The organism is Sphingobacterium sp. UBA5670, assembly GCF_002420705.1.
Taxonomy (GTDB): Bacteria; Bacteroidota; Bacteroidia; order Sphingobacteriales; family Sphingobacteriaceae; genus Sphingobacterium.
In genome coordinates this window covers 334771-358992 of record NZ_DIIM01000003.1, presented here as the reverse complement: position 1 = coordinate 358992, position 24222 = coordinate 334771, and the positions used below count along the sequence as shown (strand labels likewise).

25 protein-coding genes are annotated in these 24222 nt (G+C 37.5%); 6 read left to right on the top strand and 19 right to left on the bottom strand.

Annotated elements, in window-relative coordinates; all coding sequences use genetic code 11:
* Window positions 1–28: 28 nt before the first annotated feature.
* From B3C94_RS04360 to B3C94_RS04325, 8 genes are all read right to left on the bottom strand, one after another.
* The gene (locus B3C94_RS04360) at window positions 29–895 is read right to left on the bottom strand and encodes an N-acetylmuramoyl-L-alanine amidase (RefSeq protein WP_293899575.1); all 867 of its coding nucleotides are present in this window, start codon (window positions 893–895) and stop codon (window positions 29–31) included.
* The gene (locus B3C94_RS04355) at window positions 895–1932 is read right to left on the bottom strand and encodes a DUF3078 domain-containing protein (RefSeq protein WP_293899572.1); all 1038 of its coding nucleotides are present in this window, start codon (window positions 1930–1932) and stop codon (window positions 895–897) included. The genes B3C94_RS04360 and B3C94_RS04355 overlap by 1 nt, the downstream gene beginning before the upstream one ends.
* 22 nt (window positions 1933–1954) lie before the next feature.
* Window positions 1955–2707: a hypothetical protein gene (locus tag B3C94_RS04350; protein ID WP_293899569.1), complete on the bottom strand. Its 753-nt coding sequence runs from the start codon at window positions 2705–2707 to the stop codon at window positions 1955–1957.
* 70 nt (window positions 2708–2777) lie between these two features.
* Window positions 2778–3614, bottom strand: a complete 837-nt coding sequence (locus B3C94_RS04345; RefSeq protein WP_293899566.1) for a glucosaminidase domain-containing protein — start codon at window positions 3612–3614, stop codon at window positions 2778–2780.
* 15 nt (window positions 3615–3629) lie between these two features.
* Complete coding sequence (locus tag B3C94_RS04340) at window positions 3630–4154, bottom strand: glucosaminidase domain-containing protein (protein WP_293899563.1); 525 nt, start codon at window positions 4152–4154, stop codon at window positions 3630–3632.
* Window positions 4155–4176: 22 nt separating this feature from the next.
* A complete protein-coding gene (locus tag B3C94_RS04335; RefSeq protein WP_293899560.1) occupies window positions 4177–4812 on the bottom strand; it encodes an O-methyltransferase in 636 nt (211 codons plus the stop codon).
* A gap of 241 nt (window positions 4813–5053) precedes the next feature.
* Window positions 5054–5683 carry a GTP cyclohydrolase I FolE gene (folE, locus tag B3C94_RS04330; RefSeq protein WP_046673193.1) on the bottom strand — a complete coding sequence of 210 codons (630 nt, stop codon included), beginning with the start codon at window positions 5681–5683 and terminating at the stop codon, window positions 5054–5056.
* Between the two features lie 28 nt (window positions 5684–5711).
* Entirely contained in the window at window positions 5712–6125 is a 414-nt protein-coding gene (locus tag B3C94_RS04325) for a 6-pyruvoyl trahydropterin synthase family protein (RefSeq protein ID WP_293899555.1), read from the bottom strand.
* Window positions 6126–6761: 636 nt separating this feature from the next.
* On the opposite strand from B3C94_RS04325, the gene mqnB reads away from it, so the two are divergent.
* The 3 genes from mqnB to B3C94_RS04310 all read left to right on the top strand — a co-directional run bounded on the left by mqnB (window position 6762) and on the right by B3C94_RS04310 (window position 9378).
* On the top strand, window positions 6762–7403 hold the full coding sequence (gene mqnB, locus B3C94_RS04320) for a futalosine hydrolase (RefSeq protein WP_293899552.1): 642 nt from the start codon (window positions 6762–6764) through the stop codon (window positions 7401–7403).
* Window positions 7404–7525: 122 nt separating this feature from the next.
* Complete coding sequence (locus B3C94_RS04315) at window positions 7526–8512, top strand: pyruvate dehydrogenase complex E1 component subunit beta (protein ID WP_293899549.1); 987 nt, start codon at window positions 7526–7528, stop codon at window positions 8510–8512.
* Between the two features lie 110 nt (window positions 8513–8622).
* Window positions 8623–9378, top strand: coding sequence for a DUF6263 family protein (locus B3C94_RS04310; RefSeq protein ID WP_293899546.1), 756 nt, complete (start codon window positions 8623–8625; stop codon window positions 9376–9378).
* 66 nt (window positions 9379–9444) lie between these two features.
* Here the strand turns inward: B3C94_RS04310 and gcvH are convergent, their stop codons facing one another.
* Window positions 9445–9825, bottom strand: a complete 381-nt coding sequence (gcvH, locus tag B3C94_RS04305; protein ID WP_293899543.1) for a glycine cleavage system protein GcvH — start codon at window positions 9823–9825, stop codon at window positions 9445–9447.
* Between the two features lie 100 nt (window positions 9826–9925).
* On the opposite strand from gcvH, the gene B3C94_RS04300 reads away from it, so the two are divergent.
* Window positions 9926–11122, top strand: coding sequence for an anhydro-N-acetylmuramic acid kinase (locus tag B3C94_RS04300; protein ID WP_293899540.1), 1197 nt, complete (start codon window positions 9926–9928; stop codon window positions 11120–11122).
* Here the strand turns inward: B3C94_RS04300 and B3C94_RS04295 are convergent, their stop codons facing one another.
* The 10 genes from B3C94_RS04295 to B3C94_RS04250 form a co-directional block, all read right to left on the bottom strand.
* The gene (locus B3C94_RS04295; protein WP_293899537.1) at window positions 11123–11794 is read right to left on the bottom strand and encodes a DUF2461 domain-containing protein; all 672 of its coding nucleotides are present in this window, start codon (window positions 11792–11794) and stop codon (window positions 11123–11125) included.
* Window positions 11795–11801: 7 nt separating this feature from the next.
* Window positions 11802–12602, bottom strand: a complete 801-nt coding sequence (locus B3C94_RS04290; protein ID WP_293899534.1) for a phosphatidate cytidylyltransferase — start codon at window positions 12600–12602, stop codon at window positions 11802–11804.
* Between the two features lie 3 nt (window positions 12603–12605).
* Window positions 12606–12815, bottom strand: a complete 210-nt coding sequence (locus B3C94_RS04285; RefSeq protein WP_293899531.1) for a DUF2007 domain-containing protein — start codon at window positions 12813–12815, stop codon at window positions 12606–12608.
* A complete protein-coding gene (locus tag B3C94_RS04280; protein WP_293899528.1) occupies window positions 12790–13713 on the bottom strand; it encodes a CPBP family intramembrane glutamic endopeptidase in 924 nt (307 codons plus the stop codon). The genes B3C94_RS04285 and B3C94_RS04280 overlap by 26 nt, the downstream gene beginning before the upstream one ends.
* Window positions 13714–13950: 237 nt before the next feature.
* A complete protein-coding gene (locus B3C94_RS04275; protein WP_293899526.1) occupies window positions 13951–17268 on the bottom strand; it encodes a S41 family peptidase in 3318 nt (1105 codons plus the stop codon).
* A 143-nt stretch (window positions 17269–17411) separates the two neighbouring features.
* A complete protein-coding gene (locus B3C94_RS04270; RefSeq protein WP_293899523.1) occupies window positions 17412–18164 on the bottom strand; it encodes a zinc ribbon domain-containing protein in 753 nt (250 codons plus the stop codon).
* A complete protein-coding gene (locus tag B3C94_RS04265; RefSeq protein WP_293899520.1) occupies window positions 18164–19264 on the bottom strand; it encodes a Nif3-like dinuclear metal center hexameric protein in 1101 nt (366 codons plus the stop codon). Before B3C94_RS04265 ends, B3C94_RS04270 begins: the two co-directional genes overlap by 1 nt.
* The gene (locus tag B3C94_RS04260) at window positions 19254–19739 is read right to left on the bottom strand and encodes a hypothetical protein (RefSeq protein ID WP_293899517.1); all 486 of its coding nucleotides are present in this window, start codon (window positions 19737–19739) and stop codon (window positions 19254–19256) included. The genes B3C94_RS04265 and B3C94_RS04260 overlap by 11 nt, the downstream gene beginning before the upstream one ends.
* A 15-nt stretch (window positions 19740–19754) precedes the next feature.
* On the bottom strand, window positions 19755–20489 hold the full coding sequence (locus tag B3C94_RS04255) for an alpha/beta fold hydrolase (RefSeq protein WP_293899702.1): 735 nt from the start codon (window positions 20487–20489) through the stop codon (window positions 19755–19757).
* 239 nt (window positions 20490–20728) lie between these two features.
* Window positions 20729–21439, bottom strand: coding sequence for an SAM-dependent methyltransferase (locus B3C94_RS04250; RefSeq protein ID WP_293899514.1), 711 nt, complete (start codon window positions 21437–21439; stop codon window positions 20729–20731).
* A gap of 149 nt (window positions 21440–21588) precedes the next feature.
* Between B3C94_RS04250 and apaG the strand changes: the two genes are divergently transcribed.
* On the top strand, window positions 21589–21975 hold the full coding sequence (apaG, locus tag B3C94_RS04245) for a Co2+/Mg2+ efflux protein ApaG (RefSeq protein WP_293899512.1): 387 nt from the start codon (window positions 21589–21591) through the stop codon (window positions 21973–21975).
* Between the two features lie 349 nt (window positions 21976–22324).
* Entirely contained in the window at window positions 22325–24190 is a 1866-nt protein-coding gene (locus B3C94_RS04240) for an ABC-F family ATP-binding cassette domain-containing protein (protein ID WP_293899509.1), read from the top strand.
* Window positions 24191–24222: the final 32 nt, after the last annotated feature.

Sequence of the window (24222 nt, the reverse complement as noted above, 5' to 3'; positions counted from 1 at the left end):
TAAAAGAAAAAGCCTGATTAGTTCAGGCTCAGTACTTTTTATAGATATTGTACAAGACACTTTTATCGTATATAGTCAACTCGGGTGTTGTATCCCGCACGACAAACTTTCGTTTAAAAGCAACGATAGCAGCTTTTAGATTTGATGTGTCATAGCCAATGATTTTAAGTGCATCTATCGCATTAAAACCTTCCGGAGGGGCCACAAGCTGCCCTTCATCATACCAGATACCAAAACCTCGCTCTGCAAGCTTTTTCCAAGGGAAAAAAACACTTGGATCATTCTTTCGCGATGGCGCAATGTCGGCATGTCCAATAAAATTATTTGTGGGAATTAAATATCGTGATTTCAAGGTATCTAGCACAGTCATTAATGAAGTAATTTGTGCCTCGGGAAAAGGTTCCCTACCATTATTATCCAATTCGATCCCAATAGAACAGGAATTCATATCTACGATAGAACCCCATTTTGCTACCCCTGCGTGCCAGGAACGAACATAGTCGTTCAGCATTTGTATAATTTCACCATTCCGGCCAATAACATAATGAGAACTTACCTTGGTCCGTGGGATCTGGAATGTTTTGATCGTCTGCCCAATGCTATCCTGTGCAGTATGGTGAATGATCACAAAGTTTGGTTTACGAACGTCATAATGAATCGCTTCCTCCTGACGCCAATAAGAATGAGTACCGGATTTCTGTAGCAAAAGAATTTTTCTTTCCTCAGGTGTCAGTAGATTGGTATCCGGTTTTGCCACAACCTTCTCTTCCAGCACAACTGCCGGGGCAAAAGCTGCCACGAGCGGTTTTGAAGCCACTGGCTGTACTTTCGACTTGCAGCTCGCCAAAGACAGCAATGAACAAAGTAATATCCCTACCGACACAGATCTAAACATTATTTTGGTAAACTATAGACAATCCCCATCGCTAAAGACTGGCTTAATTGCACTCTTGAAATAACATCCGGATCGTAAATCATGATGCCATTTAAGTTCACATTGATTACTCGGGTAACTTTCGCTGTTACCGTTACATCTAAACGGTGCGTTGGATCGGAAAGCTTCTCGTAATCAGCAAAAAGATTGTAACGGGCCTTTACGTTCAACTTATCTGTAAAATTTTTGTCCAAGTTACCCGTTAACTGGAATGCTAATGCATTTGCAAAAGACCGGTCCTCTTTTACACCAAATCTCTCACCTGTACCAGTGCTTGGATTATTAGGATCCCTATAATATCCATACTTCTCGAAAAAACCTTCTCCTGAGCGAGGTTTAACACGCTCATCCAAGATAAAAGTCTGGCGCGCAGTACCAGTACCAAAACGTAGAGAAAACTCATTACTCGGCTTATACTCAAGACCGAAAGACTCTGTTAAATAGGCTGGAGCCATAAAAGCATTCTCAATATAATCAATCGTATCTCTACCATTTACCGTTTTATATTTATAGCCTGCATCAAATTGCGACTCAAATGTCACCGACGTAAACAAAGCCCAATTGGCCGACAATTTATAGGAGAGTTTATTATCCCAAAATATACGGTCATTATTTTTCTTCGCTATATTATTGGTGTTCTTAATCTTCCCATAACGTAAATCAACTTCAGTTACAAAGTTGAAATTGTCTCTGGTATAATCCGATTTATGGTTAGCATTCAATCCAACAGCAATAGAGCCAACACCACCACCTTTCCAATTATCATTAAATGAAGCCTGGTTTAAATTGATACCAAATTTCGTCCAATGCTTCCAATAATCGACTTCTAGATTTAGTTTTGGAACTACAGGACGAATCGTTTTAATATTTAGAGGTTGTTCTCTCTGTACAGAAATTACAGTATCTGGTTTTGCTCGAAGATCTTTCAGATCCTGCGCCTTTAAGCTGGTCATAGAAAGGCAAAGCATAGCCATGCCGACAAAATTGAATAACTTCATTCTGAAAACGTCTATTTTTTGTTTACGGTACTAATTTATAATTAATTGTTGGAAAAGGCTCAATAAAATATTCCGAAGGACGCAATTGATACCGTGAATAACAATCTTTGATATAGTTCGTCAGTTCATAATCACTCGCTGCCAAAATAAAGAAATAGGAGGGTCTGAATATCCTTCTAAATCGCTCTGATTCTTCGCTATTGAGTCCGGTGACCTTGCTAATAAGCTGTTTCGTAAATTTATAATCGATCACATTTTCTTTATAATCATTTTCAATGGTTTTGGTCAGTCGCCTTGCTCTTTTGGCCTCCTTGCTAAATAAGCTATAGATTGAATTGATGCTTAATCCAGCGCCAGTTGGACCAACAGAAAACACGTCGCCATAACCTGAAAGCCGATACGCTTTCTCATAATCCTCTTTCGCCTTTTTCAGAATTTCTTCGGGGCTCTTACGCGCAAAAACCTGAACCTCATCTATATAAAAAGATTCGCGCACCAAATGAAATAGCAATAATCCTCGATTATCCACCACGAGCGTGTCTGAAAAATAACCTTTACTTATGGCGACAATACGATCTCCCAGCTGTGCATTAAAGTCAAATTCTCCTTTAATGGTATTGTAATTCACCTCCCCAGTGCGTAGGTTCGCCAGTTTCACATTTCCAATACGTTGTTTGGTATTCTTATCAAAAACGATTCCTTCGACTTTTTTATCTTGGCAAAAAAGTTGAGAAGTAAAGCCCACAAGGGCAATAAGTAGAAAAATATATCGCAATAGTATCACTTTCGTAAAACTACTATATCGCCGTACAAAAGCGAAATATTTAACATCTTTTAAAGCGTAACTATTTAGATATAACCAATAGTTGGCCTAAAGATAGCGCATCATCGGTGAGACCGTTCAGGGATTTGATTTGATCAACGGATACATTGTACAGCTTACTGAGCGAATATAATGTATCCTGAGCTTTAACCTCATGAATACGCATAGCTACAGGGCTCTTAATTTCTTCTGTTTTTACAACGGCAGGAGGTGTTTCTTGCACATTTTGTACGATCTCGACCTGTACAGTCTCTTCCCGTACTACTTTTTCACGCAGAGATTCACCACGGTCATATTGATCAAGATGGTATCTTTCGATCATTTCAATCAACAATTCTGGATAACGTGGATTGGTGGCATATCCCGCCGCTTTCAAGCCTTTAGCCCAACCTTTATAGTCATTCTTATCCAACTTAAAGAGTGCCGCATATCGCGGCCGTAACAGAAACTTCGAGTGATCTCGAAAAGATTGCTCGGGATTTTCATAAACACGAAAGCAGTCATTGATATTATCATCGGGACGAGTCACGGATTTTCCCTTCCAAACACCACCACATTTAATACCGAAATGATTATTGGCTTCACGAGCAAGATAGCTATTGCCATTACCGGACTCCAGTAAAGCCTGAGCGAGTTTAATGCTCGCTGGAATGCCATATTTATTCATTTCTGCAACAGCCACATCCTTGTAATGAGCAATATAATCGTTACCGGCCATGGTGGGTCGACCTACAGAAGAAGATGATGAAGAAGTTTTTGAATTAGAACCGGACTTAGAGGATGAAATTGTGCCTCTCCGGCTAGAACATGATGTAATCAACATCATGAATACAAACATGCCATAAAAAAACTTCTTCATGCAATATTGTCGCGCTTATTTTTTTGTTGACGAGAATCTATTTTGCTTAGCATCATTATCAAACATATCTAAATGATACTGTCTGATTGTAGCGAGTACTTTTGCTGTCCAACCTTTACTCGTCGAATAACCGGAACGAGCAATCGCTTTTACCCAAGCTTCGTATTTTTCACCAGGATGTTTTTCAAAAAGGCTTTGAGTAGTCTTTTTTCTTTTTACTATTCCTACAAAATCGTCATACGAGTCCATTACAGACCGATAACCTTTGTAAGCTGACCGAATAACGGTACTGTTGTTTTTTCCTTTGACACCAAAATGGTTATTCAAATTTTTTGCTACCCTGCTACCACCATTTCCGCTTTCATGCATAGCGATGGCTAAGATAACCGATGCTGGAACACCGTGTTCCTCCATCATTTCTTTTGCTATTGGACTGTACTTATCGACATATGCCGCATTACTTTGAGCTGAAACTTTTGTTAATCCAAAAATTCCTAAAGCTAGTACCAGTACAAAGCTTTTTAATTGTTTTAAATTCATGAAGAATGTTTTAGTTCACAAATTACTTCTTGCGTAAGGCAAAAAGTCCGTCTCGAATTGGTAATATTACCTTTTCTACGCGCTTGTCCTGAGCTAAACGTGCATTCAAATCAATGATCTGCTTTGTTTGATTGTCTGGTTTTGAATCCAATACCTTACCTTTCCATAAGACATTGTCAATCAAAATAAGTCCCCCAGACGGAACTTGATTTATTATCGTTTCGAAATAATATAAATTTCTCTTTTTGTCCGCGTCGATAAATACCAAATCAAATGTTTCATCTAATGTCGGTAATATGATCGCTGCATCCCCAATATGGTACCTAATTTTATCAGCAAATGCTGATTCATCAAAATAACCCTGAACCCGTTCCTGTTGCTCCGCATTGATATCAATGGTATGTAATATTCCACCTTCCTGCAATCCTTCAGCGAGACATAATGTTGCATATCCCGTAAAAGTTCCGATCTCTAAAATACGTTTCGGAGCAACCAATTTACTCAATAAAGAAAGAACTCTCCCCTGGTAGTGTCCAGATAACATATGGGGCATTGTTTCCTTCAAATATGTCTCCCGATTTACCCTTTTCAGTAACGAATTTTCTTCGTCTGTAGTATGTTCCAAATAGGACTCTAAATCGTCGGCAACAATTTCCATAACCACAAAGGTACCAAAAAACTTTTTTATGATAAAAACTTTTTTTTACAAAACACTGGATAACAGCTAAATACAATTAACCTTTTGTAAAGAGAATTTTTTGGAAATCGCGTTAGATGCGTAAAAAAGCGATATTGCCATTTTTTGATTTTCTGTCTAGCTTTTAGATTCTATACATAAAACAGCCCACTAAAAGATGTTATTTTAGCGGGCCATTTTTTATTATTAAACAACAAATATATTAAGCAAGATCAGCAGTGATCAGGCGTAAAAATTCGGACCTTGTGACATCATTTTGAAATGCTCCAGTAAAGGCAGAGGTAGTCGTTACTGAATTCTGTTTCTGTACACCACGCATAGCCATACACATATGCTTACATTCCATCACTACGGCAACTCCCCGCGCACCAAGTGTCTCTTGAATACAATCCCTGATCTCATTGGTAAGACGCTCCTGAACCTGAAGGCGACGTGCAAAAATATCAACGACACGTGGTATTTTGCTTAAACCGACTATATGACCATTGGGAATATACGCGATATGGGCTTTACCAAAGAAAGGTAACATATGGTGCTCACAGAGAGAATATACTTCAATATCCTTAACGACGACCATTTGACTATAGTCCTCCTCAAACATAGCCCCTCGCAATACCTCAGCAGCATCGATATCATACCCATGTGTCAAAAATTGCAATGCCTTTGCAACACGTTCTGGCGTTTTCACCAAACCTTCCCGTTTTGGGTCTTCCCCCAGACACTCCAATATATCTGTATAATGAGCAGCGATGCGATCTACCTTTTCAGTATTGTATTTGTCGATCTTAATATATCCATCCAACTCTTCGTTGTCAAATGAGTGTTGACTCATAGTTTCTACTATTTAAATGTATTAAAGATTAATCGCCAAAATATTCGACGTAATTATTTTCTGTTTCATGCAAACGAACACTATGCAAGACCACTCCTTGTTCATCAAATAGCGGTTTTAAGATCTTAAATATTTCGATTGCGATATTTTCCGTAGAAGCCATGACTCCTTTCATAAAGTCAACATCTAGATTGAAATTGCGGTGATCGACTTTGTCAATGATACTACGATTGATTATTTCTTTCATGATCTTTAAATCGATCAAAAATCCAGTCTCCGGATTAACCTTTCCTTTAACTGTTACATAAAGATCATAATTGTGTCCATGCCAATTTGGATTGGAGCAGAGGCCAAATACTTGCTCATTCTGCTCTTCACTCCAATCTTCACGATAGAGCTTATGCGCAGCACAAAAACGTTCACGACGAGTTATAAATACCATAATAATACAAAGATAAGGCTTTAGCTGCAATTTTAACATTTCCTTTTAAGGAATGCCGTCAGAATATAGTAATATATTTAAGTATTTCTACCCTTGGTTATTAAACAGGGGCAATTTTGAGAAACATCCCTATTCAAGAGTACTATTAATTTTTATATGAATTGCCATATTGAGGTAAACGACTCATTATTATGAGTAATAACTAGATTTCGGTAATTAATTTGCTATACGATTTTGTAGAAAAAATTTGTATGCACCCTGTTGAGAAAAGCGTATCCATAACTGGACATTTCGACGTGATTTTCTTTACCTTTTAGATAGGGTTTAGTTAGGGTTAGTTTAGGTATAGTTTAGGTAATAGCTAAGTAAAACCTAAACTATACCTATATTAAATGTATGTAAAAGCTAAGCTAATAGATAAGAAAGTGATCACCATTTATGATGTATAATAGGATTATGAGGATGCAGTTCAGACACGATGATCTAAAAGGATATTTTTAGCGGCAAATCAGTTACTTATTATAATCAAGGTCAAATTTGTAAGGGTGACTCTATGCAAGCAAGATGTTTTTATTCTCAAAAGAAGGTCTACGCGTACAAGATAATTTGTAATTTACCATCAAAAACGAACTCATCATGCAAATATTAGTGATTGCGGCCACTTCATTTGAATTGCAGCCTTTTCTAGAAGTGGTATCAAATTACGGTCAATGCGATACCCTAGTAACGGGTGTCGGCATGGTCGCCACGGCCTTTGAGCTGGGAAGAGTACTGCACGAAAAAAGATATGATCTCCTCATTAATATAGGAATAGGTGGATGTTTGGATCGCCATGTTGAAATAGGGGCGGTTGTTCAAGTTGTTTCGGAATTGTTCGTTGAACTTGGGGCGGAAGACGGTCATAATTTTATTCCGATAGATCAATTGGGCTACGGAAAGTCTAAATTTACCTCGTGTTTACTGAATGATAAAGAGCTTAGGCTTCCTTTTCTTAAACAGGGAGAAGGAATTACCGTAAACAAAGTTCATGGTAGTACAGAAAGTATCGAAAAAATTCAAAAACTGCATCCAAATAGCCTTGTTGAAAGTATGGAGGGAGCTGCTGTTTTCTATGCTGCCGACAAAATGACAATTCCCGTGATCGAGATTCGTGGTATTTCGAATTACGTAGAGAAAAGGAACCGTGCCACGTGGAACATTCCGTTAGCGATAATGAATAGTAATAAGGCCCTTATAAAAACATTAGAATATCTGAACGACCTATATTCAAAAATTTAATCAAAAGTCATTTACTTATTAAAAAATGACATAAAACTATAGAATTAGCGGGTTCAAATCTTCAAAATATCAATTTTAAATAGTAGATTTGTAATCTAAAAATTGACACTATTTTACAACTGATGAGAGAAATACAATTCAGAGAAGCACTTCGTGAAGCAATGAACGAAGAAATGCGTAAAGACGACAAAATATTTTTATTAGGAGAAGAAGTTGCTGAGTATAACGGAGCTTACAAAGTAAGTCAGGGTATGCTTGATGAATTCGGCGCAAAGCGTATCATTGATACACCTATTGCTGAACTTGGCTTTGCTGGTATTGCTGTTGGTGCTGCAATGAATGGTTTGAAACCAATTGTTGAATTCATGACATTCAACTTTTCACTTGTTGCAATTGACCAAGTAATCAATGCGGCAGCTAAAATTCACTCCATGAGCGGTGGACAGTTCTCCATCCCAATGGTCTTCCGTGGCCCTACAGGAAACGCTGGTCAGCTTGCTGCACAACACTCTCAAAACTTTGAGAACTGGTTTGCAAATACACCTGGTTTGAAAGTTGTGGTACCATCTAATCCATATGAAGCGAAAGGTTTATTGAAATCAGCTATTATCGATCCAGATCCTGTTATCTTCATGGAATCTGAGGTAATGTATGGTGATAAAGGACAAGTTCCTGAAGAAGAATATTACTTGGAAATCGGAAAAGCTAATATTATCCAAGAAGGTACAGATGTAACCGTTGTATCGTTTGGTAAAATGCTTCCTCGTGTTGTCATTCCTGCAGTTGAAGAATTGAAAAAAGAAGGTATCAGCGTTGAATTAATCGATTTACGTTCTGTACGTCCTATCGATTACCCTACAATCATCGCGTCTGTTAAGAAAACAAACCGTTTGGTAATCGTGGAAGAAGCATGGCCATTGGCATCTATTTCTACGGATTTAGCATTCAATGTACAACGTAACGCATTTGATTACTTAGATGCGCCTGTTATCCGCGTAAATTGTGCAGATGTACCTCTTCCTTATGCTCCGACATTGATCGAAGCTGCTTTACCGAACGTTGAGAAAGTTGTTAAAGCCGTGAAAGAAGTATCTTATATCAAGAAGTAATACGAATTGCATTCTTAAAAAAATTAAAATCCCTTTTACTAAGTAAAAGGGATTTTTTTTATATTTAAGCTGGCCAATTGTCGCTTATTAAAAAAATTAAAAATCCATATATGAAAAAATTAAGAATTGCCTCCTTGATGGCTGTATTTGCATTTCTAGCGATATCCGCTTCTGCACAAAAGACATACACATTACGCGTAAATCCCGATTCAGGGAAAAAAATATCGCAAAACCTTGTGATGACAATGGATATTGACGCTGCTGGCCAAAAGATGGTTACAGACCTTAATATGGGTTTTAATATCACCAATACGACGAAAAAAGACAATACTTTCGCGTTCGACCTTAGATATACCGGAATCAACATGAAAATGAATATGGCGGGAATGGATATGACTTACGACTCTAACAATCCCGAGGCTAATGACTTTTCCAAACAGATGCACGCGACTTTGGGCAAGCTGCTCGAAAATAGCATTAGTTTTAATGTTGATCAACTTGGCAAATCTTCTGATATCAAATTACCTGAGGGTATTAACATGCCCTTTGATAAAAGCATGTTCGAAAATATAAGTACAGTATTACCTGAACAGCCAATAAAAATAGGTGATTCTTGGACATCTAAAACTGAATCAGATGACTCAGGAATTTCGGTGGAAAGCAAAATGACTTTAATAGAAGCAAATGAGCTTGGCTATAAAGTAAATGTCGAAGGAAAAATGTTCGGCCCTGATGCCAATCAGGTAGGTAACGTACAGGGCTTCTATGTCTTGGATAAAAAGACCTGTCTTACAAAAATGACAGAAATGACCAGTGATGTAGATATGCCTGAAGCAAAAATTAAGACTACATTAAAAAGCCAATAGTAAATAGAACTAGAAACAAAATAGGGGCTAAAAAAGCCCCTATTTTGTTTTTTTATATGCATTAAATTATGCGTTGATCTCTTCTTTGTATTGATCAGCAGACAACAAAGCATCTACATCAGCACCGTTGTTCAATTTAATACGAACAATCCAACCTTCACCATATGGGTCAGAATTAACCAATTCAGGAGATGCATCGATAGCCTCATTAACAGATAAAATTGTAGCTGATACAGGTAAAAATAAATCAGAAACTGTTTTTACGGCTTCAATTGTACCGAAAACTTCATTTGCGGTTACTTCTTCACCTACAGTGTTTATGTCAACAAAAACGATGTCACCCAATTCACGTTGAGCGAAATCGGTAATCCCTACAACTGCTTCATCACCTTCAACACGAATCCATTCGTGATCTTTGGTGTATTTCAATTCTGCTGGAAAATTCATTGTATTTAATTTTTTGATTTTTAATGCCGTGAAGTTACAAAATATCTTTAATTGTCAAAAATGATATTCATCATAACATTTTTGTGTTTATTTTTATGCTATGAATCCTCAAATCGAAAGACTTTACCATATTTCACAAAAGAAAGAACGTCGCATCATTGGCCTGATGTCCGGAACTTCCCTGGATGGCCTTGATATCGCCGTATGCCGCATAGAAAATGCAGGTAAGACAACGAAAATACAGCTAGAGCATTTCACTACAATGGATTATGAGGATGATCTCAGAGCACGAGTCCGTGAAGTTTTTGCAAAACGAAATATCGACCAACAATTATTTTCGGGACTGCATGCTTACATTGGAATCACGCATGCTAAATTAATCAATAGAGCATTACAACAATGGAATATATCAAGCAGCGAGATTGATTGTATCGCCAGCCACGGACAGACTGTCTACCATGCGCCCCAGTCGCTGACTAGGGATCTGAACTGGCCAAATAGTACGCTACAAATCGGAGATGGAGACCATATCGCCGTGGATACAGGTATCATAACCCTATCTGACTTTAGACAGAAACATATTGCCGCAGGGGGAGAGGGCGCACCTTTGGCTGCTTATGGCGACTTCTTGCTTTTCTCACATCCCACAGAAAATCGTTTCTTACTGAATATTGGCGGTATTTCTAATTTCACATTTATCCCAAGTCATCAAACAAAGTTGAATGCATATGCTACCGACCTCGGACCAGGAAATACAATGATGAATCAATACATGAAGGCTAATTTTGATCAGGAGATGGATAGAGATGCCTATATGGCTAAAAAGGGCAAAGTAAACGATGCACTATTGAATCAATTATTAACGGAGGAATTTCTAACACTGTCCTTTCCAAAAACCACGGGGCCGGAACTATTTAATCTCGCTTATCTCGAAAAGGCACAAGACCGTTCGAAAACAACCCATATTCCACATGAGGATGTCATGGCGACCCTCAATCGCTTTGCGGCAGATGCGATAATTAATGGCATTCGCAAGCAATCAGAGGGATTATCTCATGTCGCTGTATATATTAGTGGCGGTGGACTGCACAATCCATTGCTGTTCGATTACATTAAAAGAAGCTTACCGATGTGCAACGTTGAAAGTTTTGCAAGATTAGGAATAAATCCAGATGCCAAGGAAGCTGTTCTCTTTGCACTATTAGCAAATGAAACTCTGGCGGGCAACAAATCCAATGTCGAGCAAATTAAAGATTCTCCCGCTGTCTGTATGGGCAAAATCAGCTTACCCGAATAATTATTCCGTATCGATGGCTTCCTGTAAAAATTCTTTAAAAGGAAGCATACTTTTATAGGAAGCCACGATATTATCCAGGGCATTTTTCGCCGATAACTCCTTTATTGTTAAAGGTCTATCCAAAACAAAACTCTTCAATTTTATAAATTCTATAAAAGGATTGTCCTCACTATAACCAGCTGGAGCACGTTTCAATAGATCTTCTTTGAAAAGATTGATCTTATTTTCGGACAATACCGTTTTCAGTATATCATCTAGTTTACCGCCATTATAATCGATTTCCTGCCTTATCGCTTCCAGATGTTGCTTTTCAGGCCGCCAATAGCCACATGCAATAAAGGAGTTTTCTGCCCCTATATGAATATAGTATTCAGGCCCTTGCAACTTTCTTCCATCAACTGATATTCCTGCACCAAACCAACTTTTATAAGGTGTTTTATCATTTGAAAAGCGTGTATCACGATAAATACGAAATAGACATTTACTAGCCTGTATGGAGGTATTAATTTTAGGATCAAACTCACTCAATGTCGCAATTAAATCCGTCAAAAAACTTCTCACATCAGCCAATGCAGCTTCATATTTCCCTCTGTTATCGGCAAACCATTCCCGAGAATTATTAGCTTTCAATTCCGTTAAAAAATCAAATGTAGATTTTTGAATATGACTCATAATACAATCAATTGATTAAAATTAAGAAAACATAGACCATTGGTGCCGCTAATAACAACCCATCAAATCTATCTAAAAAACCACCATGTCCAGGCAATATATTTCCCGAATCCTTAACATGCAAGCTCCGCTTAAGCATTGACTCGACCAAATCCCCCAATGTTCCTACAATACTGATAATTGCTGCAATGCTGATCCATTGCCAAAGCGGAAGATAACCGAAATATTTTTCCAGATTTACAGCTGCAACAATAGCTAAAATCAAGCCACCAAAAAAACCTTCCCATGTTTTCTTTGGCGATATTCGTTCGAATAGTTTACGCTTTCCGAAACTCCGTCCAGCCAGATATGCCCCAGTGTCATTTGTCCACAATAAAATCAAAAAGCCCAAAGGCAGGACATAATTAAAATTTCCTTGGATAAAACCTAATTTGGAAAATAGGAAAAAAGGTAGGGTAACATAGGCTATTCCCAAAAAAGTATAGGCAATATCGTTAAAAGGAAACGTTCGCTTTTGGAAAAGAGAAATAATATAAGTCACACTGACAAAAGGAATAATCAGCACCAAAAATTTTTCTTCCAGTATATTCATCGAAATCAACGATCCCAATGCAAATAGTACCAGTGCAAGTGCTATACCTAATCCCTTATTTGGAGCCCGTTCTTCGGATGATACTATTCCATAAAACTCATAAAGACACCAGGTACTTAGTAATGTAAAAAATACGGAATATACATAAGCGCCCAAAAGAGTGGAAGCGATCATAACAGCGACAAAGATAACTCCGGTTATTGCTCTAGTTTTCATGTCTTAAAGTCCCCTTTCCGCTTCCTCAATCAATCTTTCGGCTAGGTCAGTAGATCCTTCACTGACATAGAGTTCAATTTTCCCAAATAAATAGGAAGAATCTTGTTTATTCAACGCGACAGCAGGAATACCATTCTCCTCTAGCATTTGTTTGACTATCTCGGCCTGAATAGCATTCGTATATGTTTTAATTTTTTTCCAATCGTTCTCCATTGTTTTCTTTTTGCGTTGATCGATAAAATAAGAATACAAAAATAACAGTAAAAATGAAGCCTACAAGATATATCCACCAAGATTGTAACTCAAACGAATTGAGTTCATCGTAATTTTTTCCTTGTCTTGCATAATAGAATGACATCACTGTAGCTCCAGCATTATTCACAAAATGCCCAAAGATGGGTAGCAGGATATTTTTACTCCATAAATAAAGGTAGCCAAAAAATGCCCCTAACAGCATACGGGGAATAAATCCAAAAAATTGCAAATGTATTGCGCTAAAAATTATCGCGACAATCCATATAATAAGATGTGGGTTTCCCAGCCATCGCCCAACGATATTCTGCAAAACGCCACGAAACAGTAACTCTTCTCCTATAGCAGGAATCAATGCCAGTACAATTATGTTGAACAGAAAGCCAACAATATTTGATTCCATGATAATACCGCGAACCAGATCCCCCGAATCTTTCTCACTTTGCTCCATCCAACGTTGTACAGATTGCATATTATCGGGTAACTGTAATGATTCATTCCAGTGGCCGATCAGACTCATCAAAGGCATAAAAGCGAGCATAGCAAAAAAAACATAGGCAAACTGCGCCATGTTAGGTCTATAGCTGCATTGGAAATATTTAATTCCATAGCCTTCATACATATTCATCAAATAGGCTGGAATTACAAAAGAACCTAGACTGCTCATTAACAACAATAATCGCATCTCATTGGCAGAACCATTCATAATGACCCCTATAGAAAACACCTGTCCAGTCATCTTATAATAAAAGAACAGCAGGATAATATAGAAAACTTGTGATACAAACGTAAAACCAATGATCATTAAGATCAAACGTAACAAAGATTGAAAGGGGGAAGTAGTCTGTTCGGAAAACATAGTTATTAAATATCAGTTAAAGATAACAATAAAAGCAAGATTTATTGGAGTCGTAGCACGCAATCAAATTTTATCGCTTCGTTTTTACCAGCATAGTGACAACTAGCGATATGATCCAATTACCGTAAAACTCCACTGGATGTGTTCGATCATCTCGGATATGGATACGTTTACTTCAGTAATATGATCAAAAAAAGGGCTTTGGAAAATCCAAAGCCCTTTTTTATGTAGGTTTTCCTAATTCACCCGAATAGGATCGGCCGGTTTTTGTAGATTTTTGTACGGATAAGTTTTCATTTCTTCCAACAAGATTTTCACCGTTCTTTCAAGTTGAGGATCACGGCCTTCTAAAAGATCTTTCGGCAATTGCTCGATAAATACATCTGGAGCAACTCCTTCATTTTCAATGATCCAATTTCCTTTCAAGTCATATACACCAAAATTTGGAGATGTAATACGACCTCCATCCAACAATGGTGGATAGCCACTGATACCGACTAAGATTCCCATTGTTGTACGACCTACCAATTTGCCCAGTCCTTTAAAACGGAACATATAAGGCATCATATCTCCACCGGATCCAGCATTTTCATTAATAATCATTGCTTTAGGCCCATAAATACCATTGCCAGGTGTCGTAAATCCTTTACCATCACGAATTCCCCAACCAGAAATCAATTCGCGCGATAGAAGATCAATTACATAATCAGCAACCCAACCACCACCATTATTTCTTTCATCCATTAGAAGGGCCTTTTTATCCATCTGAGCGAAGTAATAACGATTGAAATAGGTGTAGCCTTCAGGACCTGTATTCGGCATGTACACGTAGGCTATTTGACCATTACTCAATTCGTTTACTTTTTTACGGTTACGCTCGACCCAATCCATGCTCCGCAAACTCATCTCATCACTAAATGAAATAGGTTTAACGACCACTTCACGCGCTCCGACCAATGAAGGTTTTGAATTGATCTTTAAAGTCACTTGTTTGCCAACTGTATTGTCAAATAAACTATAGATATCTTTAGCCTCTGTCAATTCTGTACCGTTAACAGCAACAATATAATCTCCTTCCTTGATGTTCAATCCTGGTTCAGCTAATGGAGCTTTGAATGTTGGATTCCACTCCAGACGAGTAAACAACTTGGTAATCTGATAGTAGCCATTCTTTAAGGTGTAATCTGCACCGAGCACACCGACTGAAACTGAAGGTGTGGAAGGTTGATCACCAGGATAAATATAATTGTGTCCTACGACCATTTCGCCCATCATCTCATTTAATAAATAGCCAAGATCAGAGCGATGGTTTACAAAGGGCAAGAATTTTTCATACTTGGTTTTCATTGCTTTCCAGTCTGCACCGTGCATATTTTCAACATAAAAATAATCTTTTTGCATAGACCAAACTTCATTGAATACCTGCTTCCATTCGGCAGCTGGATCTACCAATTGCTGAATTCCGCCCAACTTAACTTCACCGGCAGTAGGGGAGGCTACTTTTTGCCCAGCTGTTACAATATTGAACCCATTTCCCGTTTGATACAACATTTTTTTACCATCAGCACTAATAACAAAACTACGTGCATTCTCCACGAAGGTTTTATTTTCAAGATCCTTAAAATCATATGCACCGATTGTTCCACCACGTTGATAAGTCAATTGATTCGGCACTAAACCATTCAAGTTCCAATAAGGCCCTGCTGGCAAAGGAAGCGCAACAATTCGATTTTCCACACGATCGAAATCCACCTGAATAGATTTGTCAATTGGCTTGCTTGCCACTGTTTCCTCTTTTTTATCTTTTTTAGGAGCTTTCTTATCGTTCTCTTTTACACGATCTTTTTTATTCGTTTCTCCCTCTTCCTTTTTGTCGGCTTTATCTTCTCGGATTTGCTCTTCATCACTATCATTCTTAAAGAACGATGGTGTTTTACTCGACAAAATAAAGGCATATACTGCATAATCTACATTACGTTGAGCAGCAGACATATGCAATCCTGAATTTGTCAGCCCTGTATTTGTACTCGCTGTGAAAAATAAATATTTACCATCTTGAGAGAATGCTGTACTACGAGCAGAGCTCATTCCATCGGTAATCTGTTGGGTTTTCTTTGTATCCAAATTGTACATGAATACGGCAGGTACTCCATTTTCCAGCGTACGTATAAAGGATATCCATTTTGAATCTGGAGACCAGCTTGGTTGAAAATGATTAGATACACGGCCAGTTTGCCCACTCAATTTGTCATCTGCAACTTTAACAATAGCCTTAGAAGCAATATCAATATAATACAGATTGAGATGTGAATCATTATAAAACAATTTCTTGGAATCTGGTGACCATGTAGGTTCAAAATAGAAATTAGTTTGCCCCAAATTAAAGTATAAAGGTTGATCTTTTCCAAATTGATCCATTAGGACCAACTGATATGAACCATTTTTGTCTGAAATATAAGAAACCCACTTACCGTTTGGAGACCAATCCGGAAAACGCTCATGAGAGCCTGGTGAATTTGATAGATTTCGAGCTTCGCCTTTTTCTTTAGGCACTGTAAATATCTCGCCTCTCGCCTCAAACAATGCGCGTTGGCCTGTTGGTGACAGGGTAGCATAACGTATATCATCCTTAATATCTTTGTAATAAGGTCTTTTATACATCACATCTGTGTTTACGCTAATATGCAGGGGAGTTACCTTATTATTGCCTAGACTCAAGGTATTTAATGCACCTGCATATTCAAAGATCAGATCAGTTCCATTCCCGTTCAGCGAACGCACATCATAATCTTTGAAATCCGTTAGTTTTTCTACCTTCTTGGTCTTGGTATCATAACTGAAGATATTGACAATCTTATCGCGATCAGACAGGAAATAAACCTTAGTTCCCAACCATAATGGTTTAACGTCGTTGCTCTTAACCTGTGGAATTGCTTCTATTTCTTTGGTTTTCGTATCGAAAATCCAAATAGTCGGCATACCGCCACCGCGATAGCGTTTAAAGGCTACACGGTCTCTTTCTGTAGGATCAGTATTCTTGATATAGGCCCAATAACGACCATCTGAAGAAGGACTGCCCTGCGTGGCTTCGGGCATCATCAGTGCCTTGTCCAATCCTGAAATTTGTATATTGGAACTATATAATCGCGGACTTAAAGCGTAAGTAAAATCTCGCGATGTCGTATAATATACTTCATCATTGTTGAGCCATCCACGTAACACATCCGAAGATGGATGATAAGTTATACGTTTTGGTTCACCTCCTGCTACAGGAATTACATAGACATCCGTATTTCCGTCATAATTGCCTGTGAATGCTACTTTCTTGCCGTCAGGAGAAAACATTGGATTCTGTTCCACCCCTGGATTTGTTGTAAGGCGTCTCGGATTTGCTCCGTTTTTGTCGGCAATCCAGATATCTCCACCATAGACAAAAGCGATATTAGCAGCGCTTATACTTGGATTTCGAAGCAATAGGGTTTCTTGCGCTTTTGTTTGCAGAAAGGTTGTTCCGAGTAAAAAGGCTGTAATTAACTTGAAATGAATTTTATTCATAAACGTTTAAAGGTTAAAATTTACCACACACAAAACTACAGATTTGTGAGCTGGACCTAGTTAGTATATCAACAAAGTTGCATAAAAAAAATCACAAAAAAAAGCCCCGCTTTCGAGCGGGGCTTTCATTTATCTATTGATTATTAGAAACCGTATTCTTGTTCGATTTCCAATACAATGCCTTCGTCTACTAAAACACGTCCACAATGTTCACAGATAATGATTTTTTTGCGCTGACGGATCTCCGATTGCATTTGCGCAGGAATTTTATTGTGACATCCTGAACAGCTATCGCGATCAATCGAAACAACAGCAAGACCATTTTTGAACGAGTTACGCAGACGGTAATATACTTTTACCAAACGCTCCTCAATATTCGCTTCAGCTTCAGCAGCTTTTGCCAATAGCGCATCTTCTTCCTTTTGTGTTTCAGAAGTAATTGTTTCTAATTCCTTCTTTTTACCCTCCAGTTCATTTTTGCTGTAATCAAGATTTCCTACAGTAGCTTCGTAGTTTTCGGTTTTGTTGCGAATCTCGAATTCTGCTTCTTTGATTCTTTTCTCACAAACCTGAATTTCAAGACCTTGGATTTCGATTTCTTTCGAAATAGCGTCGTATTCACGATTATTTTTTACCTCATTTAACTGCGACTCATATTTCTTGATAGCAGCTTGGGCATCCTTAATCATGTTTTTACGCTTAACGATCGAATCTTCCAAATCGTCTAAGTCTATTCTGATCTTCTCAATACGAGTTTCTAAACCCGCAATCTCATCTTCAAGATCTGCAACTTCCATAGGCAATTCACCACGAACTTGGCGAATCTTGTCTATTTTAGTATGTATGGCTTGCAAAAGCCATAATGCTTTCAATTTTTGTTCTACGGTTTGTTCCATCAACTGTAGTATTTTATAGGATTTGTATCTATTTCTGTTGTTAAGGTTGCAAAGTTAGGAAATTTTTTCGTAATAATGTCGTACAATAATTCTTGCGTAAATTGTTCGCTCTCAAAATGTCCCGTATCAGCGATAACGATTTCACCTTCTGCGTCAAAAAATTCATGATATTTATAATCAGCCGTCACAAAAAAATCAGCGCCTGAACGTTTGGCTGCCCCCAGTAAAAATCCACCAGATCCACCACAAACAGCTACTCGGCCAACTTTTTTACCTAATAGTGCTGTATGACGGATGACATTCAATCCAAGTTTTTCTTTAAGATAAGCTAAAAAATCCAGTTCATCCATTGGTTCTGCTAAATTTCCAATCATCCCAGCTCCAATTTCGCTTGCTGTATTCGCCATATCAAGCAAATCATAAGCTACTTCCTCATATGGATGAGCTTCATAAAGTGCCAAAAGCAACTTTCGCTCGATGCTTTTCAGATAAATTACTTCTATCCGGGTTTCTTCTACACGTTCCTGAATACCAATCTCTCCAATTGCAGGATCAGCACCAGCTAACGGTCTAAAACTACCATAACCAGCTGTATTAAAGCTACATTGATCGTAATACTTCCCGACTTTTCCAGCTCCTGCATCAAATAAGGCCTGTCGAACATCTTCGACGTGACTTCTCGGAACGAAAACAATCATTTTCCGTAAAATATTTGTTTTCGACTCCAATATAGCCTGATTCTCCAGACCTAACTTATTCGCAATCTTTGTATTCACGCCGCCTGTAACATTATCCAAGTTAGTATGAATCGCATACAATGCTATTTTATGTTCGATTGCTTTAATAACCGTACGCTCCACATAATTCTTTCCATTGAATTTCTTCAATCCTTTAAATACAATAGGATGGTGTGAAATAATTAAATTACAGCCTTTATCAATAGCTTCTTGCACGACAGACTCCGTACAGTCCAATGAAATGAGCACTTTTGTAATCTCCGTATTTGCATCTCCCACAATAAGTCCAGCATTATCATAAGATTCTTGTAAATCTAAAGGAGCAAGCCGCTCCAAATAGTCAATGACATCTTTAATTCTCATGGTCTACAATTACCTCCTTTTCTCTAAATTTATTATGTTCTTCTAAAATTCTTTTGTTTGCATTAATTTCAAACCAATAATTAGCTAATGTCACAAAATGCATGATGATTAACACACCTGAAATAGATAATGGTAACGGAATATTTGTTGCTAAATAAATCCAGGCATATAATGATCCCTTTCTAAAGGTAGGATTCTCCTCAACAGCAATTTTTCGGTCAAAGAATTCGTTGATCAACGAATCCCGCAAACGTGTAGCGACCTGAAAATTCCAATAAATATTCACCAAGGGGATCGCGACCAACCAGGATTGATTAGGGGTCATTAATCTATTTTCACTGGCGACTAATTTTAAAGTTTTCCGGATCGTATTTGCAAACAATAGCCACACGATAATACGTATAGCTACAATAGCCATGGCTGTATAAATTACCTCTGGCTTACTCAATTCTTTTATTAGTTCCTCTTGCGTCATTGAAATATCTATTGCTTATTTATTTTCCAGTTGTAACAAATCTACTAATTCTTTCAGCTTTTTTATTTGCGGATTATGATCTCCAGTAAATTCGATTGTTTTAAAACCAAGATTTTTTGCCTTTTTATAAAAAGGATAAAAATCATCCTTCTCCAATGCTGTCCCATCTTCATAAGTTAAGATGTAGGTAGTTGGAATTTTATTTCGTTTCGGATTTATCAAATGAATCTTGTCCGTCATTGTTTTTAAAGGGTGGGGGACATCTCTGGGAAATTTCGTATCATCCTTCACCCAAAAAGGAAGAATATAGCCATCCTGTTCAAATTTTAAGAGTCCATTATCCGTATCCGGTTTTCGCATCAAATTCATTACTGATTGCTGATCTTCAGGAAGAATGGCATCCAAATAAACCAATTTTCTGATGCGATCTGGAAGACTGTCTGCGACAGCCGTTATAACCATACCACCATAACTATGTCCAACCAATATAATATCATGAAGATCCTCAAACAAAATTGTATTCACAACATCATTTACATGAGTCTGCAATCCAATAGAAGTATCTGCTAAATGATAACGCTCCCCCAAACCAGTTAGTGTGGGACGGTAAATTTTGTTTCCTTTCTTCTCTAATTCGCTGGCCGTATTTTTAAATTGCCAGGCACCGCCCCATGCTCCATGAACTATTACATAAGTAGAAGGCTGTGCATAAACACTTTTACTTAAAATAGATAATGAAAAACAAAACATTAAATACAATAATCTACAGTAATTCATATAGTTATATTTCGGATAAAATTTATTACAATTTATCTTTGCTGCACAGCTATTTTTTTATAATTCGTCATCTCCCATCTAATTGAAGTAAAAAAGAAAAATGTAACCACTTACTCACTTTGTTGACATGGATTAAAATCCACTTGTAGTTACTTTTCAGAGGTTATTGCCCATTATAAATTAAATAGGGTAGGGGAGAACCTTCAAAAAAATTAAACAAATAAAAGAAATATAGTAGGCCTTTTATGAAAATCATCTTTTCGTTTTCGCCATTCAGCAATAGTGAAACTTTGAATGGATTCATCCTGAGCTGTTACATTGGATGCTACGCAAAGTAAAGTCGAAGGTTTACAGGTTTTCAGCAGATCTGCTAAAAGCTGATTATTCCTAAAGGGAGTTTCAATAAAAATCTGAGTTTGTTTTTCACGCCCGGACTGCAGCTCGAGATTTTTAATTTCTCTGGCTCGTTCTATTTTATCAATCGGCAGATAACCATGAAAAGCAAATTTCTGACCACTGAAACCCGAAGCCATCAGAGCCAGTAGAATAGAACTAGGGCCAACGAGCGGAACAACTTTAATGCCCAGCTGATGTGCACGCGCAACAATTGAAGCTCCAGGATCAGCGACACCAGGGCATCCCGCTTCCGACATCAGACCTACATTCTTACCATGCGTCAGACCTTCAAAAAAATCATTAATATTTCCTTTATCCCGCGCATGTTTTCCATAATCATGAATTTTGAGTTCGCTCTGAGGAGTTTTTAAACCGGCAAGTTTTAGAAATTTGCGTGCCGTCTTCTCATTCTCCACGATATACTCGTCCAATGAATTTATCGTTTCCACCAAATAAGGAGTAAACGACTGAAAGGCTGCATCATCACTCAATGGAACAGGAATTAAATATAATATACCATTTGCCATAATACAAACGTACTAATTAAGCTCCATTTGGCTATACTAATTTTAAACTTAGCATTATTTAACTTTTTAAAATGATTATAATTTCGAATTTTAAACTCATTATTAGTATTTTAGCATAAATATTTATTGCAACAATAAACATCATTCAAATGATCACACAAATTACAGAAGGCGTAAAAATCTCGGTTGAAACCATCTATCAATCTGAGTATTCGAATCCGGACCGTGAACATTTTATGTTTGCTTATCATATCAGCATAGAAAATCTCAGCGATTACACGGTTCAACTTATAAGCCGCTATTGGAAAATTTTTGATGCAAAAGGGGACTATAGAGAAGTATCAGGAGATGGCGTAGTGGGCGAACAACCCATTATTGAACCTGGACAGACCCATCAATATACTTCAGGTTGCAATCTTAATAGCGAATTCGGATTCATGGAAGGATATTATAATATGATCCGAACACTAGACAACAGCAGCTTTCAAGTTGAAATACCTCGTTTCAATCTGATCGCAGATTACGCGTTGAATTAATTTTATCAAGGCAGTATCATTATTGCCAATTAATCATACAACGAAGCTTTTTTCGCATCGAATAAGAAACTATTTCTTTATTTTTGCGAGCGTTCCAAATTAACGGGTTATATCCAGGCCATTTGAATTAGTCATTCATTTAATGGTATGAGCTAACCTCGTGCAGAATGCGACCCGATAGATTAAATTAGTCAGCAATCAAAAAGATTATTGATTTAATATATAAATAACTGATAATCAACTATATATAAAATATTGATTATCAACACAATGCATACTTTCAAGAGCAGAAATCTCCTGGAAGTATTTTGTTGCGTAATTGACTGAATATAATTTAGGGTGATATAACGTGAGTATTTTAGCTACAGAACAAGTAAGCCATTCTTTCCACGATCGATGGCTTTTTAAAGATTTACATTTCGGCCTTCAAAAAGGAGATCGAGTAGCCTTGGTCGGGATAAACGGAACAGGTAAATCAACATTACTTTCCATTTTAGCAGAACGGGTCCTACCGACTTCAGGAAAAGTTGTAAAAGAAAAAGGCATAAAAATTGGTTTCTTAGAACAGGATCCTGATTTCACAGGATTAAAATCTATCAATGATTTTATCTATAGTGCAGACAACGACCAGCAGCGTCTTATCCGCGAATACGAGGAGCTTCTATCGGAAAGTGACATCGATCAAAATAAACTGGAAGATCTGACGGAAAGAATAAGCTCTTTGAATGCCTGGGAATATGAACATAATATAAAGACGATTCTCAATCGCCTAAACATAATGGATTTTCACCAGGATATTAAAAGTCTTTCAGGAGGGCAACGAAAACGCCTGGCACTAGCAAAACTTCTAATAGATGAACCCGATATTTATATATTGGATGAGCCTACCAACCATTTGGATATAGAAACAATTGAATGGTTGGAAAAGCTATTGACAACGGGAAACAAAACCGTTCTTTTGGTCACCCACGATCGTTACTTCTTAGACAACATCTGTACGGAAATCCGCGAGCTAGATAGGGGCAACCTCTATAATTATAAAGGAAACTATTCGTATTTTCTAGAGAAAAAATCTGAAAGAGAAGCGATCGATGCAGTGATGGTAGAGAAGAGCAGAAATCTTCTTCGCCGCGAATTGGAATGGATGCGACGTCAGCCTCAAGCACGCGGTACCAAATCCAAATCGCGTATCGATGCATACTATGAATTAGAAGAAAAATCTAAAGCAATAAAAGGAAACGATTCCGTGCAACTTAGTGTGAAAGTTAGCAGACAGGGATCTAAAATATTAGAACTGGAAAAAGTTTCAAAACGGTATGGAGCAAAAGAAATCATACTAGATTTTTCATATACATTCAAAAGGGGGGATCGTATTGGCCTAGCTGGAAAAAACGGAACTGGAAAATCTACCTTTCTAAACTTAATCACTGAAGAAGAAAAACCGGATACAGGAGCGATCGCTGTTGGAGAAACAACCGTTTACGGATACTACAAACAAGGCGGATTGGAAGTGAACGAAAATGACCGTGTATTAGATGTTGTAAAGAATGTAGCGGATTATATTGAGATGGCAAATGGAGAAGTAATCACAGCTTCTCAGTTACTGACTCATTTCTTATTTCCTCCTGAAAAACAATTTGGTTTTGTTAATAAGCTAAGCGGAGGGGAGAGAAAACGTCTTCAGCTTATGCGGGTCTTAATGAAGAACCCAAATTTTCTAATACTCGATGAGCCTTCCAATGATTTAGATATTGACACCTTAAATGTACTGGAAGATTTTCTTGATAACTATAAGGGAGTACTCATCTTAGTATCCCACGATAGATATTTATTAGACAAATTAACAGATCAACTTTTTATTTTCGAAGGAAAAGGGAAGGTACAAATATACAATGGAAATTATGCTGACTTTAAGCTTGAACAAGACGAGATTCAAAAACTAGAAAAAGAAAAGCAGAAAAAAAGCATTCAAGAACAAGTAAAACCAGCCGTAAAAGAAGAGAAGAAAAAGCTTTCTTACAAGGAGCAATTGGAGTATACCAAGTTAGAAGAAGAAATCGAAAAGCTGGAGCAAAATATAAAGTCAAAGACGGAAGAGCTAAATAAAGTAACAGACCACCTAAAACTTTCATCCCTTGCAGAAGAAATTCAATCCATCCAAAAGGAGATAGACGAGAAATCCGAAAGGTGGTTATATCTTGCTGATTTTATGTAAAATTTCACAAAGCGTTTCACGTGGAACGTAAA